The sequence below is a fragment of the Amycolatopsis sp. FDAARGOS 1241 genome (assembly GCF_016889705.1).
GTDB lineage: Bacteria > Actinomycetota > Actinomycetes > Mycobacteriales > Pseudonocardiaceae > Amycolatopsis.
Genome location: NZ_CP069526.1, coordinates 3,423,417 through 3,440,621, shown reverse-complemented (window position 1 = coordinate 3,440,621; position 17,205 = coordinate 3,423,417). Strand labels below are relative to the sequence as shown.

The 17,205-nt window shown below is 72.9% G+C and carries 14 protein-coding genes and 1 pseudogene; 5 read left to right on the top strand and 10 right to left on the bottom strand.

The features are described from left to right. The 4 genes from I6J71_RS16855 to I6J71_RS16840 are packed head-to-tail and all read right to left on the bottom strand — an operon-like array spanning position 1 to position 4,042. Positions 1 to 2,391 (bottom strand): aerobic carbon-monoxide dehydrogenase large subunit, encoded by a 2,391-nt coding sequence (locus I6J71_RS16855; protein ID WP_239154930.1) that lies wholly within the window; start codon positions 2,389 to 2,391, stop codon positions 1 to 3. A gap of 10 nt (positions 2,392 to 2,401) precedes the next feature. Then, positions 2,402 to 2,920 (bottom strand): (2Fe-2S)-binding protein, encoded by a 519-nt coding sequence (locus tag I6J71_RS16850; protein ID WP_204095565.1) that lies wholly within the window; start codon positions 2,918 to 2,920, stop codon positions 2,402 to 2,404. Then, positions 2,917 to 3,783, bottom strand: coding sequence for a xanthine dehydrogenase family protein subunit M (locus tag I6J71_RS16845; RefSeq protein ID WP_204095564.1), 867 nt, complete (start codon positions 3,781 to 3,783; stop codon positions 2,917 to 2,919). The genes I6J71_RS16850 and I6J71_RS16845 overlap by 4 nt, the downstream gene beginning before the upstream one ends. 10 nt (positions 3,784 to 3,793) lie before the next feature. Further along, positions 3,794 to 4,042 carry a hypothetical protein gene (locus I6J71_RS16840; RefSeq protein ID WP_204095563.1) on the bottom strand — a complete coding sequence of 83 codons (249 nt, stop codon included), beginning with the start codon at positions 4,040 to 4,042 and terminating at the stop codon, positions 3,794 to 3,796. Between the two features lie 289 nt (positions 4,043 to 4,331). Here I6J71_RS16840 and I6J71_RS16835 point away from each other — a divergent pair, with 289 nt between their 5' ends. From I6J71_RS16835 to I6J71_RS16820, 4 genes are all read left to right on the top strand, one after another. Further along, the gene (locus tag I6J71_RS16835) at positions 4,332 to 5,210 is read left to right on the top strand and encodes a xanthine dehydrogenase family protein subunit M (protein WP_204095562.1); all 879 of its coding nucleotides are present in this window, start codon (positions 4,332 to 4,334) and stop codon (positions 5,208 to 5,210) included. Beyond that, positions 5,195 to 5,668 carry a (2Fe-2S)-binding protein gene (locus tag I6J71_RS16830; RefSeq protein WP_204095561.1) on the top strand — a complete coding sequence of 158 codons (474 nt, stop codon included), beginning with the start codon at positions 5,195 to 5,197 and terminating at the stop codon, positions 5,666 to 5,668. Before I6J71_RS16835 ends, I6J71_RS16830 begins: the two co-directional genes overlap by 16 nt. Then, entirely contained in the window at positions 5,665 to 8,010 is a 2,346-nt protein-coding gene (locus I6J71_RS16825) for an aerobic carbon-monoxide dehydrogenase large subunit (protein WP_204095560.1), read from the top strand. Before I6J71_RS16830 ends, I6J71_RS16825 begins: the two co-directional genes overlap by 4 nt. Positions 8,011 to 8,072: 62 nt before the next feature. Continuing rightward, on the top strand, positions 8,073 to 8,327 hold the full coding sequence (locus tag I6J71_RS16820) for a hypothetical protein (protein ID WP_204095559.1): 255 nt from the start codon (positions 8,073 to 8,075) through the stop codon (positions 8,325 to 8,327). On the opposite strand, the pseudogene I6J71_RS16815 reads toward I6J71_RS16820, so the two are convergent. The 4 genes and pseudogenes from I6J71_RS16815 to I6J71_RS16800 all read right to left on the bottom strand — a co-directional run bounded on the left by I6J71_RS16815 (position 8,316) and on the right by I6J71_RS16800 (position 15,300). Beyond that, a pseudogene (locus I6J71_RS16815) lies at positions 8,316 to 9,621 on the bottom strand (MFS transporter). The gene I6J71_RS16820 and the pseudogene I6J71_RS16815 overlap by 12 nt on opposite strands. Positions 9,622 to 9,669: 48 nt before the next feature. After that, complete coding sequence (locus I6J71_RS16810) at positions 9,670 to 11,784, bottom strand: bifunctional lysylphosphatidylglycerol flippase/synthetase MprF (protein ID WP_204095558.1); 2,115 nt, start codon at positions 11,782 to 11,784, stop codon at positions 9,670 to 9,672. A 25-nt stretch (positions 11,785 to 11,809) separates the two neighbouring features. Next, the gene (locus I6J71_RS16805) at positions 11,810 to 12,505 is read right to left on the bottom strand and encodes a hypothetical protein (protein WP_204095557.1); all 696 of its coding nucleotides are present in this window, start codon (positions 12,503 to 12,505) and stop codon (positions 11,810 to 11,812) included. A gap of 128 nt (positions 12,506 to 12,633) precedes the next feature. Beyond that, positions 12,634 to 15,300, bottom strand: coding sequence for an AAA family ATPase (locus I6J71_RS16800; RefSeq protein WP_204095556.1), 2,667 nt, complete (start codon positions 15,298 to 15,300; stop codon positions 12,634 to 12,636). Between the two features lie 129 nt (positions 15,301 to 15,429). Between I6J71_RS16800 and I6J71_RS16795 the strand changes: the two genes are divergently transcribed. Further along, positions 15,430 to 16,620 carry an NAD(P)/FAD-dependent oxidoreductase gene (locus I6J71_RS16795; protein WP_204095555.1) on the top strand — a complete coding sequence of 397 codons (1,191 nt, stop codon included), beginning with the start codon at positions 15,430 to 15,432 and terminating at the stop codon, positions 16,618 to 16,620. A gap of 209 nt (positions 16,621 to 16,829) precedes the next feature. On the opposite strand, the gene I6J71_RS50790 is transcribed toward I6J71_RS16795, so the two are convergent. Then, positions 16,830 to 17,075 (bottom strand): aldo/keto reductase, encoded by a 246-nt coding sequence (locus I6J71_RS50790; RefSeq protein WP_255570888.1) that lies wholly within the window; start codon positions 17,073 to 17,075, stop codon positions 16,830 to 16,832. After that, entirely contained in the window at positions 17,072 to 17,203 is a 132-nt protein-coding gene (locus tag I6J71_RS50785) for a hypothetical protein (protein WP_255570887.1), read from the bottom strand. Before I6J71_RS50785 ends, I6J71_RS50790 begins: the two co-directional genes overlap by 4 nt. Between the last annotated feature and the right edge of the window lie 2 nt (positions 17,204 to 17,205).

Genomic DNA, 17,205 nt, shown 5'->3' with positions numbered 1-17,205 from the left:
TCAGTCGTCCGTCCGCACGGGCGGCGCACCGGACACGTCGTGGCGCCGCGTCAGCGCCTCCCACACGCGGTCGGGCAGCAGCGGCATGTCGATGTTGCGCACGCCGGTGTCGTCGAGCGCGTCCAGCACGGCGTTCACGAACGCCGCCGGTCCACCGACCGCCGCGCACTCGCCGATGCCCTTGGCCCCGATCGGGTGGTGGGGGGACGGTGTGACGACCTCGCTGTGCAGCTCGAACCCCGGCGTCTCCCACGCGGTGGGCAGCAGGTAGTCCATGTAGTTCGAGCCGACGCAGTTGCCCTCGGCGTCGAAGGTGATGAACTGCATGTTCGCCATGGCGTAGGCCTCGGTGAGCCCGCCCATGATCTGCCCCTCGACGATCATCGGGTTGATGCGCACGCCGCAGTCGTCGACCGCGACCGTGTTCAGCACGTCCCAGACACCGGTCTCGGGGTCGACCTCGACCGTCACGATGTAGACGGCGAACGGCCAGGTCAGGTTGGGCGGGTCGTAGTAGGCGTGGTTCTCCAGGCCGGGCTCCATGCCGTCGGGCATGTTCGAATACGCGGCCATCGCGCACTCCTGGATGGTCACGCCGCGCGCCGGGGCACCACGCACGTGGAAGCGGCCGAGTTCCCACTCCAGGTCCTCTTCGGACACTTCGAGCAGGTGCGCCGCGAGCCTGCGCGCCTTGGCCCGCACCTTGCGCGACACCATGGAGATCGCCGCGCCGGCGACGGGCGTGCTGCGCGAGGCGTAGGTGCCCATGCCGAAGGGCGCGGTGTCGGTGTCGCCTTCCTCCACCGTCACGTCGTCGGCCGGGATGCCCAGCTCGTGGCTCACGATCTGGGCCCACGTGGTCTCGTGGCCCTGGCCCTGGCTCTTCGCCCCGACACGCAGCAGCGCCTTGCCGGTCACGTGCACGCGCAGCTCGGCGGAGTCGAACATCTTGATGCCCAGGATGTCGTACTCGCGGCTGTTGCCGGCACCCAGCGGTTCGGTCATCGTGGAGATCCCGATGCCGAGGCGGCGCCCGCGGCTGCGCGCTTCTTCCTTCTGCCGCAGGAAGTCCTCGTAGCCGACGGCCCGCAGCCCGACGTCGAGGCACGCTTCGGGCTGACCCGAATCGACGAGGAACCCGAACGGCGTGCGGTACGGGAACGCGTCGGCGCACACGAAGTTGCGCCGCCGGAACTCCGCCGGGTCCAGGCCGAGGTCCTTCGCGGCCTGGTGGACCATGCGCTCCTGGAAGAACATCGCCTCGGTGACGCGGAACGAGCAGCGGTACGCGACACCACCGGGAGCCTTGTTGCTGTACGTGCCGCGCGCGGTCAGGTGCGCGGCCGGGACGTCGTAGCAGGCGAACGCCGAGTGCAGCAACCCGATCTTGAACTTGCTGGGCTGCGCGTCGGCGAAGAACGCGCCGTGGTCGGCGTCGGCGTGCATGCGGACGCCGAGGATCTTGCCGTCGGCGCGCAGGGCCAGCTCGCCGTCGAGGTACATGTCGCGGGCGAAGCCGGTGGAGATCAGGTTGCCGGACTTGTCCTCGATCCACTTCACCGGGCGCTCCAGCAGGATGGAGCACAGGATCGAGCAGACGTAGCCCGGGTACACGGGCACCTTGTTGCCGAACCCGCCGCCGATGTCCGGCGAGATGATGCGGATCAGGTGCTCGGGCAGCTCGGCCACCATCGCCACGGCGGCGCGGATGATGTGCGGCGCCTGCGTGGTCATGTAGACGGTGAGCTTCTGCGTCGCGCGGTCGAAGTCCGCGACCGAACCGCAGCACTCGATGGGCGAGGGGTGCGAACGCGGGTAGTGCAGCCGCAGCTTCGAAATCACGTCGGCCCGCTCGAACGCCGCGTCGGTGCCGGCGCGGTCGCCGACCTCCCAGCGGTACACGATGTTCTCGGTCTGGCCGGCCTTGTCGTCGCGGATCACGGGCGCGTCGCCGGCCACGGCTTGCTCGGGGTTCACGATCACCGGCAGTGGCTCGTACTCGACGTCGATGGCCTCGCACGCGTCCTTGGCGATGTAGGGGTCGTCGGCGACGACGCACGCGACTTCCTGGCCCTGGAAGCGAACCTTGTCCGTGGCAAGCACAGCCTGGGTGTCGTAGGACAGCGTGGGCATCCACGCGAGGTTGCGCGTCGCCGCCATCTCGCCGGTGAGCACGAGCCGCACCCCCGGGATCTCCCACGCCCGGCTCGCGTCGATCGACTTGATGCGCGCGTGCGCGAGCGGGCTGCGCAGGATCTCCATGTGCAGCATGCCGGGCAGCACGATGTCGTCGGTGTAGTTCCCCCGGCCGCGGATGAACCGGTTGTCCTCCACGCGCTTGCGGCTCGCGCCGACCCCGCCGATCTTGTTCTCGTCCAACGCCTGCGACACGTCGATCCTCCTATTCGGACCGCAGCTTGGCGGCGGCCCACAGCACCGACTTCACGATGTTCTGATACCCCGTGCACCGGCACAGGTTCCCCGAGAGCGCCCAGCGGACGTCCTCTTCGGACGGATTCGGGTTCTCGTCGAGCAGCGCCTTGGCCGAGAGCATCATCCCCGGCGTGCAGAAGCCGCACTGCAGCCCGTGTTCCTGCCGGAATCCCTCCTGCAGTGGGTGCAGCTCGCTCGCCGTGGCGAGCCCTTCGACGGTCATCACGTCATGGCCGTCGGCCTGCACCGCGAGCATCGTGCACGACTTCACCGCGCGCCCGTCGACGAGCACGGTGCACGCGCCGCAGTTGGTGGTGTCGCAGCCCATGTGGGTGCCGGTGAGCCGCAGGCCCTGGCGCAGCAGGTGCGCGAGCAGCAGCCGCGGTTCGCACTCGACCACGTGGCGCTCGCCGTTGACCGTGACCGTGATCCGGCGGATGGGGACGTCGCCGGTCGCTTCGTCGTGGATCTCGTGGACGCTCGTCATGCCGCTTCCTCCCCGGTGCCGGCCAGCGCGCGCACGACGAAGGTGCGCACCAGGTGCCGTTTGAACCCGGCCGTGCCACGGTGGTCGGTCTTCGGGCGCGCGGCAGCCGCGGCCAGTTCGGCGGCGTGCGCGACGCTGTCGGGGGTCAGTGGGCCCCCGACGAGCGCGTGTTCCGCGTCGGTGGCCTCGATCGTCGAGCTGCCCACGCCCGTGAGCGCGATACCGGCGCGGGTGACCGTGCCGGCGCGGGTCTCGACCGCCACGGCGACCCCGACCGTCGCGAAGTCGCCGACGCGGCGCTCCAGCTTGAGGTAACCACCCGCAGGCGTGCCGCGGGGTGCGGGGATGACCGCCTCGACGGCGATCTCGTCGGGCGCGAGCGCGTTCTGGAACGGCCCGAGCACGAAATCGCGCGCCGCGATCGTCCGCCGTCCGGCCGGGCCTTCCGCGACGACCGACCCGTCGAGCGCGAGCACCACCGACGCCCAGTCGCCCTGCGGGTCGGCGTGGCACAGCGAGCCGACGAGCGTGCCGCGGTTGCGCACGATCGGGTCGGCCACGAGCGGCGCGGCGGCGGCCATCGTCGGCTGCGCGGACTTGAGCAGCGCGGAGCGTTCGAGATCCGCGTGCCGGCACAGCGCGCCGACGTGGAGGTTGCCGTCGGCGTCGATTTCGTGGTGGGCCAGGCCGCGGATGTTGTTGATGTCCACGACGAGCGAGGGCGAGGCGAACCGCAGCTTCATCAGCGGCACGAGGCTCTGCCCGCCCGCGAGTACCTTGGCCTCGTCGCCGCCGGAGTGCAGCAGGTCGAGCGCTTCGGCGAGCGAACGGGGAGCTTCGTAGCGGAACCGGGACGGGTACACGCGGCCCTCCTCAGGCGGTCTCGGGAGGTTCGGCCACGGCCGTGGGGAGGGTGTCCTCCTCGGGGTCGGGGCGCGGGCGCTGGTGCGGCGGCCACGGACCGGCGACCGGGCGACCCGCCACCTTCAGGAAGTCCACGAACTCGGGCCAGGCCCGCACGGTCGGGCTGTGTCCCGCCCCGGGCCGTTCGTCCGGTGCGTCCTCCACGAGCTCGTACAGCCGGGGGTTGCCGCGGCTGTGCCCGTCGGACTCGATCCGCATGACGCGCACCTGCTTCCGCCGTTGGTCAGGTGCGGTGATGCTCCCCCGGGACGGCGGGCCGGACAATCCGGGATTAACCCTTTGCTTAACCCCGCGCGGACCTGCGCGGAACCGGTCCCCGGGGCCGTTGCCACTCCGACCGGAAGCAGGCAGAGCCCGGGCACTGCGCAACCATCGCTGCGCAAGCCGGATAGGCGTGGCTGTGGTCGGATCGGCAACGAACGGCGCAGTAGGCCATCGGTTAATCCGCTGTTGCGGCGCCCGCGCGCGACGGGGACGATCGATCGTTATGCAGGTGCCGGCGCAGTTCGAGTACGAGCGGGCCTCGAGCGTCGAGCACGCGCTGGCGCTGCTGGCCAAGTACGGCCCGGAAAGCCGCGTGATCGCGGGCGGGCACAGCCTGATCCCGATGATGAAGCTGCGGCTGGCCCGGCCGGAGGCGCTCGTCGACGTCAACGAGCTCACGGAGCTGACGGGTATCGGGGTCGCCGGCGGCGAGCTGCGCATCGGCGCGCTCGTGCGGCACGCGGAGCTGCTGGCGTCGGACGAAGCCGGTGCACTGTTCCCGATCCTGCCCGACGCCGAGTGCGTGATCGCCGATCCGATCGTGCGCAACCGCGGCACCGTCGGCGGCTCACTGTGCCAGGCGGATCCGTCGGAGGACCTCTCCGCCGCGTTCGCCGCCGTGCACGCGAACGCCGTGATCCGCAGCGAGGAGGGCACGCGAACGGTGCCGGTGCGCGAGTTTTTCAGCGGTCCCTACAGCACGGTCGTCGGACCCGCCGAGCTGCTGGTGGAGCTGCGGCTGCCGATCCGCGAAGGCGGCGGGAGCGCGTACGCGAAGGTCGGCCGCCGCGCGGGCGACTGGGCGGTCGCGGCCGCCGGCGCGTCACTCGTGCTGGAGGGTGATGACGTGGCCGAGGCCGGCATCGGGCTCACCGCGGTGGGCGCGCCGCGGTTCGTCGCGGCCGAGGCCGAGGACTTCCTGCGCGGCGGCGGCGCGACGGCGGAGCGGTTCGAGAAGGCGGGGCTCATCGCGGCCGAGCACTGCTCCCCCGCAGCCGACCAGCGCGGCCCGGTGGACTACAAGCGACACCTCGTCGCGACGCTCACGACCCGTGCGCTGAACCGGGCCAAGGAGAGGGCGGTCGCGTGGAGATCACGGTGACGGTCAACGGCGAAACCCACCGCCGCACGGTCGAACCACGCCTGCTGCTCGTGCACTTCCTGCGCGACGACCTCGGGCTCACCGGCACCCACTGGGGCTGCGACACCTCCAACTGCGGCACGTGCGTGGTGTGGCTCGACGACCTGCCGGTGAAGTCGTGCACGGTGCTCGCCGCGATGGCCGACGGCAAGCGCGTGCGCACGGTCGAGGACCTCGGCCAGGGCGCCGCGCTCGACCCGGTGCAGCAGGGTTTCGTGGCGTGTCACGGGATCCAGTGCGGGTTCTGCACGCCCGGCATGCTGATGACCGCGCGCTGGCTGCTCGACCACGATCCGGATCCGAGCGAGACCGTGATCCGCGAAGCGATCTCCGGGCAGCTGTGCCGCTGCACCGGCTACGAGAACATCATCCGCTCGATCCGCTGGGCGGCCGAGCACCCGGACGGAGCACCGGCATGACGTATGGCTCGTTGCCGCGCAAGGAAGACGCGCGGTTCGTGCGCGGGCGCGGCACGTTCGTCGACGACCTCGTGCTGCCCGGGATGCTCCACGGCGCGATCCTGCGCAGCCCGCACGCGCACGCGCGTCTGGTGTCGGTGGACACGAGCGCGGCCGAGGCGCACCCCAAGGTCCGCGCGGTTCTCACGGGCGAGGACCTGGCCGCGCGCGGGATGGCGTGGATGCCGACGCTCTCGCACGACGTCCAGGCCGTGCTCGCCACCGACAAGGTCCGCTTCCAGGGCCAGGAGATCGCGTTCGTCGTAGCCGAAGACCGCTACGCCGCGCGCGACGCGCTGGAGCTGATCGACATCGAGTACGAACCGCTGCCGGTGGTCGTCGACGCGCCGGCCGCGCTCGCGCCCGGCGCCGCCGTGATCCGCGACGACCTCGGCAAGACCGACAACCACGTGTTCGACTGGGCCGCCGGTGACGCCGAGGCGACCGAGGCCGCGTTCGCCACGGCGGACGTGGTGGCACGTCAGGACATGCTCTACCCGCGCGTGCACCCGGCGCCGCTGGAGACGTGCGGCGCGGTGGCGGACGTCGACGCGATCACCGGCAAGCTCACCGTGTGGGCCACCGCGCAGGCACCGCACGCGCACCGGCTGCTGTACTCGCGGGTCACCGGGCTGCCCGAGCACCGGATCCGCATCGTCGCGCCCGACATCGGCGGCGGGTTCGGCAACAAGGTCGGCATGTACCCCGGTTACCTGTGCGCCGTCGTGGGCTCGATGGTGACCGGGCGGCCGGTGAAGTGGACCGAGGACCGCTCCGAGAACCTGATGAGCACCGCCTTCGCCCGCGACTACCACATGAGCGGCGAGATCGCGGCGACGCGCGAGGGCAGGCTGCTGGGGCTGCGTGTGCGGGTGCTCGCCGACCACGGCGCGTTCAACGGCACCGCGCAGCCCGCGAAGTTCCCGGCCGGGTTCTTCCACGTCTTCACCGGGTCCTACGACCTGCCTGCCGCGCACTGCTCGGTCACCGGCGTGTACACGAACAAGGCGCCGGGCGGCGTCGCGTACGCGTGCTCGTTCCGGATCACCGAGGCGGTCTACGTCGTCGAGCGGATGATGGACGTGCTCGCCCGCGAACTCGGGATGGACCCCGCCGAGCTGCGGATGCGCAACCTGCTGCGCCCGCACCAGTTCCCCTACACGTGCGCCACCGGCTGGCAGTACGACTCGGGCGACTACCCGCGCGCGCTGGAACTGGTGAAAGAACTGGCGGGCTACGACGGACTGCGCCGCGAGCAAGCGGCCAGGCGCGAGCGTGGCGAGCTGATGGGCATCGGGCTCAGCTTCTTCACCGAGGCCGTCGGCGCGGGCCCGCGCGAGCACATGGACATCCTGGGTTTCGGCATGGCCGACGGCGCCGAGTTGCGCGTGCACCCGACCGGCTCGGCCGTGCTGCGGCTTTCCTGCATGTCCCAGGGACAGGGCCACGAGACGACGTTCGCACAGCTCGTGTCACACGAGCTCGGCATCCCGCCGGACGAGGTCGAGGTCGTGCAGGGCGACACCGACCACACGCCGTTCGGCCTCGGCACCTACGGTTCCCGCTCGACCCCGGTGTCCGGCGCGGCCGCGGTGACGGTGGCGCGCAAGGTCCGCGAACGCGCGCGGCAAGTCGCGTCGGCGATGCTCGAGGTGAGCCCGGACGACCTCGAGTGGGAGCGCGGGCGCTGGTTCGTGCGCGGCGTGCCGGACCGCGGGCACACGATCCGCGAGATCGCGCTGGCCGCCCACTCCGACCTGGCCCTGCCCGACGGCGTCGAGGGCCAGCTCGACGCGAGCAGCGTGTACAGCCCGCCCAACCTGACCTACCCGTTCGGGGCCTACCTGTGCGTGGTCGACGTCGACGCCGGCACGGGCCAGGTGCGGGTGCGCCGGTTCGTCGCCGTAGACGACTGCGGTGTGCGCATCAACCCGATGATAGTCGCGGGCCAGGTCCACCGTGGGCTCGCCGACGGCATCGGCATGGCGCTGATGGAGCTCGTGGCTTTCGACGCGTACGGCAACCACCTCGGCGGGTCGTTCATGGACTACCTGCTGCCGACGGCGCTGGAGTGCCCGTCGTGGGAGTTGGGCGAGACCGTCACGCCGTCGCCGCACCACCCGATCGGCGCCAAGGGCATCGGCGAATCGGCCACGGTCGGCTCACCCGCCGCCGTCGTCAACGCGGTCGTGGACGCGCTGGCGCCCTTCGGCGTGCGCCACGCCGACATGCCGCTCACGCCGGCCGCGGTGTGGCGGGCCATGAAGGGCGCCCCGCTGCGCGCCGACCTGGCGATTTCCTGAGCACCTGAACCGGCGCGGCGCCGGATCCGTATTCCTCGCAGGGGACGCGGAAAGGAGCTGTCATGACCGCGACACCGATCACGGGCCGGGCGCTCGCCATGCTGCGAGCCGTCGCCCAGGGCCGCGCCGAGCTGGCCGGCGGCCGCGAACCCGACCTGCGCGTCGACGGCTTGCAGTGCACCGACCAGGCGACGGCCCACCACCTCGCGCACGCCGGCCTCGTGCGCGCGGTGGAACCCGGCTCGCCCGGGCAGTGGGTGCGCGCCGAGCTGACGCCGGAGGGAACCCGGGTGCTGGCCCTGAACTCAGCGGCCTGACGAGCGCGGGAAGGCCAGCACGGCACCGAGGCTGAGCACCGCGACCCCGACCATGCACAGCGACACCGACAGCGAGGTGCCGGTCGAGGTCTGCAGTGCCGTCGCGATCAGCCGGCGCGAACCCGCCGCCCAGCACCGCGCCCACTGCGTAGGAGAACGAAGCGCCGCTGTAGCGGAAACGTGGTTCGAACAGCTCCGCGAACAGCGCCGACTGCGGTCCGTAGGCCGCGCCGAGGCCGAGGTTCAGCACCACGACCGCGACGCCGAGCAGCCACGGCTGGCGCGTGTCGACAAGCAGGAAGAACGGGATCGACCGGACCACCAGCAGGACCGAGCCCACGAGGTAGACCCGCTTGCGGCCCACGCGGTCGGACCAGCTCGCCGCCGCCACGATGCCCACCAGCCACACCACACTGCCGAGAATGATCTCCACCAGCATCGTCGTGCTGGACAGGCCGAGCACCGACGTCCCGTACGACAGCAGGTAGGCGAAGAACACGTATCCCAGTGCCGTGTTCGCGATGAAGCTCACCGACGCCACCAGCACCTCGCGCGGGCGCCGCCGCAGCACCTCGACGATCGGGACGCGGCTGCGTTCGCCCGCGTCGCGCAGCCGCGCGAACACCGGGCTCTCGGCCACCCACAGCCGGATCACCAGGCCCACGGCCACGAGCAGGAGGCTGACCAGAAACGGCACGCGCCAGCCCCACGACCGGAAGGCCGCCGGCGAGGTGGCGCCGGAGACCACGAAGAACACCAGCTGCGCGAGGATGAGCCCCGCGGGCACCCCGATCTGGGAGAACGAGCCGTAGCGGCCGCGGCGTCCCTCGGGGGCGTGCTCGACGGCCATCAGCGCCACCCCGCCCCATTCGCCGCCCGCCGAGATGCCCTGCAGCACGCGCAGCACCACGAGCAGCGCGGGCGCGAGGACGCCGGCCGACTCGTACGTCGGCAGCACGCCGACCGCGGCCGTCGCGAGCCCCATCAGCACCAGCGACGCGACGAGCATCGCCTTGCGCCCCACGCGGTCGCCGAAGTGGCCCCACACGATTCCGCCCAGCGGGCGGGCCACGAACCCGACGCCGAGCGTCGCGAACGCCGCGAGCGTGCCCGACGCCGGCGACAGCGAAGGGAAGAACAGCTTGTTGAACACCAGCGCGGTGGCCGTGCTGTAGATGAAGTAGTCGTACCACTCGATCGTCGTGCCGATCGAACTTGCCGGCGCCACGCGGCGCACCTGCAAGCCGCGGTCGAGGACCTGCTCCGCCGTGCCCGGCTCCCCCCGGTTGATCATGACGCCGAGCGTAGCGGCGGGCAGGCACCCCGCGAAGAGGTCCGGAAGTCAGCTCTTGCCCATCCGTACCAGCGACCCGAGCGACGCGTCCGGCAGGTAGGCGCGGGTGAGCGCGACGCCGATCCGCGGCAGGTCGGCCTCCTCGCGGTAGGCGAGGTACATCGGGACGTAACGCGGGTTGAACTTCATCTTGAATGTGTGCAGCGAGCGGAATCCGTAATACGGCTCCATCGCGCCGCCGAAGGAGTCGAGGAGCCGTTCGAGGGGCCCGGCCGGCGGGGCTTCCGGCGCGCGGGCCAGCGGGGCACCCGAGAGGGACGCGACGCGGGCGCCTTCGTCGCGGAACTGCTGGCAGCTCGACGCGATCAGGAATTCCACGACGGGCCGGAACCCGTCGGCGCGCCGGCGCATCACGTCGAGGGTCCAGCCGCCGACCCGGCCGTCGCCGCAGTACACGGGCAGCCAGGACGTGACGCCGTGCACGACCCCGCCGGGGTCGAGGGCCAGGCCGACGCGCGTGCGCGGGTCCAGCGCCTCGTCGACGCCGCCGAGGGTGAAGCCCATCTCGGGCATCCCCTTGTCCCCCACCCATTCCTCGGAGATCGCCCGCACCTGCGCCACCAGCGACCACGGCTCGTCGGCCAGGGTCACGAGACGGAAGGCGATGCCCTCCTTCTTCGCGCGGTTGAGGGCTGAGCGCACGTTCTGCCACGCCTTGCCGCGGAACTCCAGGTTCTCCAGGTCGACGATCGTGTCCTCGGCGACCTGCACGCGCGACCAGCCCAGCCCGCCGGTGAACGCGATCGTCTCCTCGGTGACCGAGAACAGGCACGGGATCAGTCCCGCGCTGTCACACGCTTCCGAGAAGGCGGTGATCGTGCCCGGGACCGCCCCGATCGGGTCGCCCAGCGCGATCGCGACGCCGGCGTGGCGGTGGTAGGCGAGGTACGACTCGTCGTCGGGGAAGAAGTGGTAGTTCTCGGGCCACGTGGTCATCCACGACAACGTGCCGCCACCGTGGCGTTGCAGCAGCTCGGTCGCGGTGTCGACGTCGCGCGTGCCGAGCGCCCGCCGCCGCTTCCGCCGCGAGGGCACGCGGAACGCGCTGCGCGCCGCGAGCAGCAGGGTCAGCTCCGCACCCCACAGCACGGCGTCGGCGACGAGGAACGGCGCGTTTTCGATCGTGTAGGCCAGGCCGAAGATCTCCGCGATCACCACGAGCACGGCGATCACCACCCCGAGCGCCACGATCAGCGACGCGAGCCCGACCGCCCAGCGCCATGCGGCGCGTTTGCCGCGGCGCAGGCCGTTGATCATCAGCGCGATGACGATCAAGACGATCGCCAGCTCCGGGATCGAGTCGGCCTGCCCGGCCGTCGACCCGAGGGGGCTCGGGCCCGGCGCGATCCGCACCACGACCTGCACGGCACCGGCCACCGCGAGGCCGGTGACCGCGAGCAGCCGCCATTCCCGTCTGCTTGGCCGGCCCAGCGAGCGGACGCGCCGGGGCCCGGCCAGGCGGCGCGCGAGCGGCAGCGTCAGCCCGACCGCGAGCAGGTGCTCGAGATCCGCGAGCGTGCCGACGTAGAGGATCGACACGCCGACGTACACGCACAACAGCGCGCGCAACCGCAGCCGCCACGGCGACCGGATGGTCGCGCTCACCACCGCGACCACGGCCAGCGCTCCCGCGGAGAAGCCGACGTCGGTGCGCTCGGCCAGCTGCCCGGCCCAGGCCCAGCCGGTGCTGCGCAGCCCGAGCAGGACCAGCGCCGCGCCGAGGGTGGCGGCGAGCTGCGCGCCGACGGCGATCGCAGCCGTGCGCCGCGTGCCCATCCGCGCTTCCGCGGGCCCGACCAGCAGGGCGAAGCCGCCGGCCACCGGAAGGTAGAAGATCGGCGTCAGCGCGAAGAACGGCCCGGTGAGGAACGTCCACCAGCGCCCGTTCTCCAGCGAGGGCAGGCCGTAGGACACCAGCGGGAACCACTCGCGCGATTCCACGGCACTCCACAGCGACCCCGTCGCGAGGCCGGCCACGACCATCACCAGGACCACCGCGGTGGTGAACGGGGCCCGCCGCCACAGCAGCAGGGCGATCGACCGCACGCGGCCGAGGAACTCGGGTTGTCTCGCGGGCTCGACCGCCGCGGCGTGCTGGGCCATGGTCCCCTCTCGGTGGCTCAATTCGTCAGGACGGCGGTCCCGTCGGCGCGGAGACGCGGGCGCGCGGGCGGCCCAGTGCGAGCGCGAGCACGGCGACCACGATGAGCACGACCCCGCCGATGAAGAAGCCGAGTGCGTAGCCGAACAGCCGCGGCAGAGCCAGCGTCACGTCGAGCTGCGCGTTCACGCCGGCCGAGCCGTCGGCGTTCATCACGACCGCGCGGTAGCTGCTGTCCCGGATCCGCCAGGTGAGACCGGTGGAGCCGGAGGCGACCCAGAACGTCTGTGTGGCCGGCGGCCGCACGACGAGCGCGCCGTTGACCCGCGCCGAGCCGACCGAGAACGGGTCGAGGTCGAAGTTGCGCGCCTGCTCGATCGCGGCGCCCGCGAGGTAGCGGTCCACCTCGGCGGCGGGCCCGATGCCGATGAACAGCCCGGAGCTGTTGCCTCCGGTGGCGTGCACCGTGACCGAAGGTGCGCCGAGCGCGCGCGTGAGGCTCGTGGAGTCGGCGACCTGCGCGGTGTCGGTCACGAGCGCGACGGTGGGCGTCGACACGGCGTGCTGCCCCGACCGCAGCTGCCCGTTCGTGCCGAAGATCAGCAGCAGCACCCCGCCACCGACGGCCAGGCACACCCCGACGACGAGCACCACCACCGAGAGGACGATCACGACCACTCGCGCCGGGCTGCGCCGCGGCGGCTGCGGATAGGTGGCACTCATCGTCGGCTCCCCGGCTCGAAGACAGGTCCAGCCCGGACGATGCCCCGCGGCGGCGGGGCGCGAATCCGTGAACTCACCAGTGTCCACAGTGGTCGGAAAGCGACGCGGAACCCCGCCGCGCCGGAAACTCACCCGTCGAGGTCGAGGCGCGCCAATTCCGTGCGCGAGGTGACGCCGAGCTTCGTGAACACCTTGTGCAGGTGGTACTCCACGGTCCGGCGGCTGAGGAACATCTTCGCGGCGATGTCGGGATTGCTGGCGCCTCCACCCGCGAACCGCGCGATCTGCAGCTCCTGCGGGGTCAGCCGCGCCCACTGGGCTTCGTCGCGTTTGTGGGCGCTCTCGCCGCTCGCGCGCAGTTCGGTGGCGGCGCGCTCGGCCCACGCCGCGGCGCCGGCGCGTTCGAACGTCTCCAGCGCGGCCCGCAGGTACGCCCGTGACTCGCTGCGGCGCCGTTCCCGGCGCAGCGATTCACCGAGCAGCAGCTGGGTGCGGGCACGTTCGAGCGGCTGCCGGCCCTGCGGATCGAGCCGCACCGCTGCGCGGAAGCGGTCGACGTCACCGGACAGCAGGCCCTCGCACCGGCTCAGCGCCGCCGCCGGACCGGGTTGTCGGCTTCCCCGCGCCCAGTGGGCCAGCGCCGTCACGGACTCGCGCACCGTCGCGGGCCCACCCGCGCGCACGGTGGCCTCGACCAGGTCGGGCGTCGCCCACAGCCGGATCAACGCGTGGTCGCCGGGCCCGCCCGGGGCCAGCGACCACAGTCGTGCCGCGGCCTCGGCGGGCTGCCCGGCGCCCAGCGCCAGCAGACCGAGCGCCCAGTCCGCACCCGCCGCGACCACCGTCAGCCCGCGCTCCGCGGCCACGCGGTGCGCCCGGTCGGCGGCGCGCCGGCAGGCCGGCGCGTCGCCAGTCCACGCGGCGGCGAGCGCCAGGCTCACCAGCGCGAGTCCCACGTCGAGCCCGAGGTCACCGGCGAGCCGCAGGCCCTCGGTGGCGTTGGCCGTCGCGTCGGCCGGGCGCCCGGCCAGGACGTCGGTGAACGCCAGCCGGTCGAGCACCATCGGCAGGGCACCGACTTCGCCGCCGGCGCGAGCCCGCGCCACCGCCCGGGTGTAGGCCGTGCGGGCCGTGTCCACGTCTCCGAGGTACAGCGCGGCCCGCCCGGTCCACACCTGCCGCACCGGATCGTCGTCGGCACCCGCCGCGTCGACGACGGCACCGAGCAGCCGCGCGCCCGCGGGCCAGTCGTCGCGCGCCAGGCTCGCCCAGCCCGTGACCAGGCGCGACTGCTCGTCCTCGCCCGCGCACCGTTCGACCTCGGCCGCCAGCGCCGGATCGCCGAGAAGCGCGGCCGCCTCGCCCGCGTGCACGAGCGTCGCCGTACCGTCGTCCGGGCTTTCCGCCGCGCTGCGCAGCAGCAGCCGGCACGCGGCCGCGGGGTCGCCGGACCGCAGTTCCACCATGCCACGCAGAAACCACACGCGGCCGCGCACGGGCCGCGCGGCGTCGAGCCGTTCAGCGGCGTCGAGCAGTGCGGCGACGCGGCCGTGCTGCCCGGCGTGCCAGGCGTCCTCGGCCGCCGCGAGCAGCAGGGCCGCTCGGTCGGTGTCCCCGGGACTCAGCTGCGCGGCGCGTTCGAGCGCGTTGGCCGCGGCCGCCGCCCCGCCGCGGGCCCGTGCCCGCGCCGCCGACTCCTCCAGCGATTTCGCCAGCTCCGCGCTCGGCTCGAGCGCCGCGGCGGCGCGGTGCCACGCCCGGCGGTCGGTGTCGTGCGCGGCGTCGAACACCGCACCGAGCGCGAGGTGGGCCGAGCGCCGTTCGAGGAAGGTCGCGCCGTGGTACACCGCCGAGCGCACGAGCGGGTGACGGAACTCGAGCCGGTCGCCGAGCACGCGCACCAGACCCGCGCGCTCGGCTTCGTCGAGCCCCGCCCCGTCGGCGCCCGCGGCGCGCAGGACGGCGAGCAGGTCCCCGCCGCTCTCGGCCGAGGCGATGAGCAGGAACCGTTGCGCCGCTTTGCCGAGCGCACGGACGCGGGCGAGGAACAGGCGTTCCACGTCGCGGCCCGCGTCGAGCGGAACCGGCAGCGGGGCGCGTCCGGCGAGCTGGTCTGCGCTCAGGGAAGCGGGGATCTCCAGCAGTGCCAAGGGATTTCCGGCCGTCCCCGCGACGAGCGCGGTGCAGACCGCGGGCGCGAGCCCGGGCGCCGCTTCGTCGAGCAGCGCCCCGGCGGCTTCGACGTCGAGCCCGGCCACGGTCAGTTCGGGCAGGCCGGGCGCGCGGAATTCGCGGCTCTCGCCCTCTCGCGCGGCGAACAGCAGCGCGACACCGTCCGCCTGCACCCGCCGCGCGACGAACGCCAGCACTTCCGCGGACCCGGAGTCGAGCCACTGCGCGTCGTCGACCAGGCACAGCAAGCCCCGGTCGCCGGCGACCTCCCCCAGCAGGGTCAGCACGGCGACGGCGATGAGGAACGGATCGCCGTCTCGGCCCGGCGCGAGCCCGAACGCGCCGCGCAACGCCGCGGCCTGCGGTCCCGGCAAATCGCCGGCCCGGTCGAGCACGGGGTGCAGCAGCTGGTGCAGCGCCGCGAACGGCAAGCACACTTCCGTCTCCACACCCGCGCCGCGCAGCAGCCGCATGCCCGCCGCTTCGGCGGCCGCGTAGTCCAGCAACGCCGACTTGCCGGCGCCCGGTTCGCCGCGCAGCACGAGCGCGCCGCTGCGGGAATCGCGGGCCGCCGCCAGCAATCCCCGGATCTCCGCGCACTCGGCTCCCCGGCCGTAGAGCATGAAGCGGATGGTAACCCCGGGTTCCGGCCGTCCCCGGCTCCGCGAGACAGGGCACCTCACGGATGCCAGGCGCCCCGCGGCCGGGCAGCGTGGGCCGCACGAACCGAACTCCTCACCAGGCGAGGGCCCATGGGCATCGCGCACCTCGACGCAGTGGTCGTCGGAGCCGGCATCGGCGGGCTGGCCACCGCGCTGCTGCTGGCGCGCGCCGGCGCGTCGGTGACCGTGCTCGAACGCGACGCGGACCCGGGTGGGCGCGGGTCCGGAATCCTGGTGCAGCCCAACGGGTTGGCGGTGCTCGCCGGCCTCGGCCTCACCGGTCCGCTCGAACGCGAAGGCCACGCGATGCGCGCCACCGCACTGCTCGGCACCCGCGGGTCGCCGCTCGCGAAGCTCGCCGTGCCCGACTTCGGCCCTGGCCTCGACCACGTGCTCGCCGTGCGGCGAAGCCTGCTGCACGCGGTGTTGCTGAAGGCCGTGCGGGAGGAGCCCGTGATCGACCTGCGGCTGGGCGCGACGGTGAAAAGTGCGGATCCGGCCGGGTGCGTCGAGCTCACGTGGCGTGGCCGCGGGAGCGTGATCGAGGCCGATCTGGTGGCCGGCGCCGACGGAGTCGATTCGACCGTGCGCGCCGGTGGCTCGTTCGGCACCCACAAGCGCGTCGACCGCGAGCGCTACGCGCGCGGCCTGGTACCCCGCCGGGGCGACGACGTCGTGGGCGAAGTGTGGACCGAACTCGGCCTGTTCGGCGCGGCCCCGGTCGACAGGCGAACCTGTTACTTCTACGCGTGCGCCACCTCGCCCGCGGTCGCGGACGCCCTGCGCTCGGGCGACCTCCCCGCGTTCCAGACGGCCTGGGCCAGCGTCTCCCCCGGCGCCGGCCGCATCGTCGCCCGCCTGGCCGGGTTCGACGAGCTGCTGGTCACCACCACCGCCCGCGTCGACTGCGTGCCCTGGCACGACGGCCGGCTCGTGCTGCTCGGCGACGCCGCCCACGCCATGGCGCCGACCGTGGGCCAGGGCGCGAACTCCGCCCTGGTCGACGCCGCCGTGCTCGCCGCCGAGCTGGCCGAGGACTCCGTGCCGGTCGCGCTCCGGCACTACACCGAGCGGCGCCGCCCGGCGGTGCTGCGCGTGCAGAACCACGCCGACCGGCTCGCGCGGCTCTCCTCCCGGTCCTCACCCGCCGCCCGCCACCTGCGCGACTGGACACTGCGCACGACAGCACTGGCCGGCTCGTCGACCCGGCCGGTGCGGGCCGTCCAGCAGGAGGATCCGGTGCAACTGTGCGCGCTCGTCACGAAATTGACGGGCGGCTGACGCGTGCTCCGGCTCTTCTCCGTGCGCCGTGGCGGTTTCCCGTCAGCTGTCGGCCTCGCACCGCTTGAAACACGCGGCCGGTGACCGGGTTCGCCATCGCCCGCAAGCACCCCTGCGCCACTTCGGCGGCCGAAGCCCTCGACGAGGTGGTTCACCGCCGCGCCGCGCAGGCCATCGCGTCGAACTACCCGAGCCGAGCGAACAGGGACTCAGGGCGCCGCGGTGAACTGCGGCACCTGTGCCACGATCCGCTGCAGCTCGCGGTCGTCGCAGATGCCCTGCAAGACATACCGCGGGGTGTGCTGTTCCAGCTGCGCGATCTCCTCGCCGCTCAGGGTGATTTCCAGCGAGGCGACGGCGTCGTCGATCTGGTTCCTCGTGCTCGCCCCAACCAGTGGCGCGACCACGCCGGGCTTGCTGCGCGACCACGCCAGCGCCACCTGCGCCCGCTTCACCCGCGCGCCTGGGCGAGGGCACCGACGGCGGCCACGATCTTGCGGTCACTCTCTGCCGTGTACGGCAGGTACAGCAGATCCGCGAACGGGTCGTCGAGCCCCGCGCGGTCGCCTTCGTCTCCTGCCACGG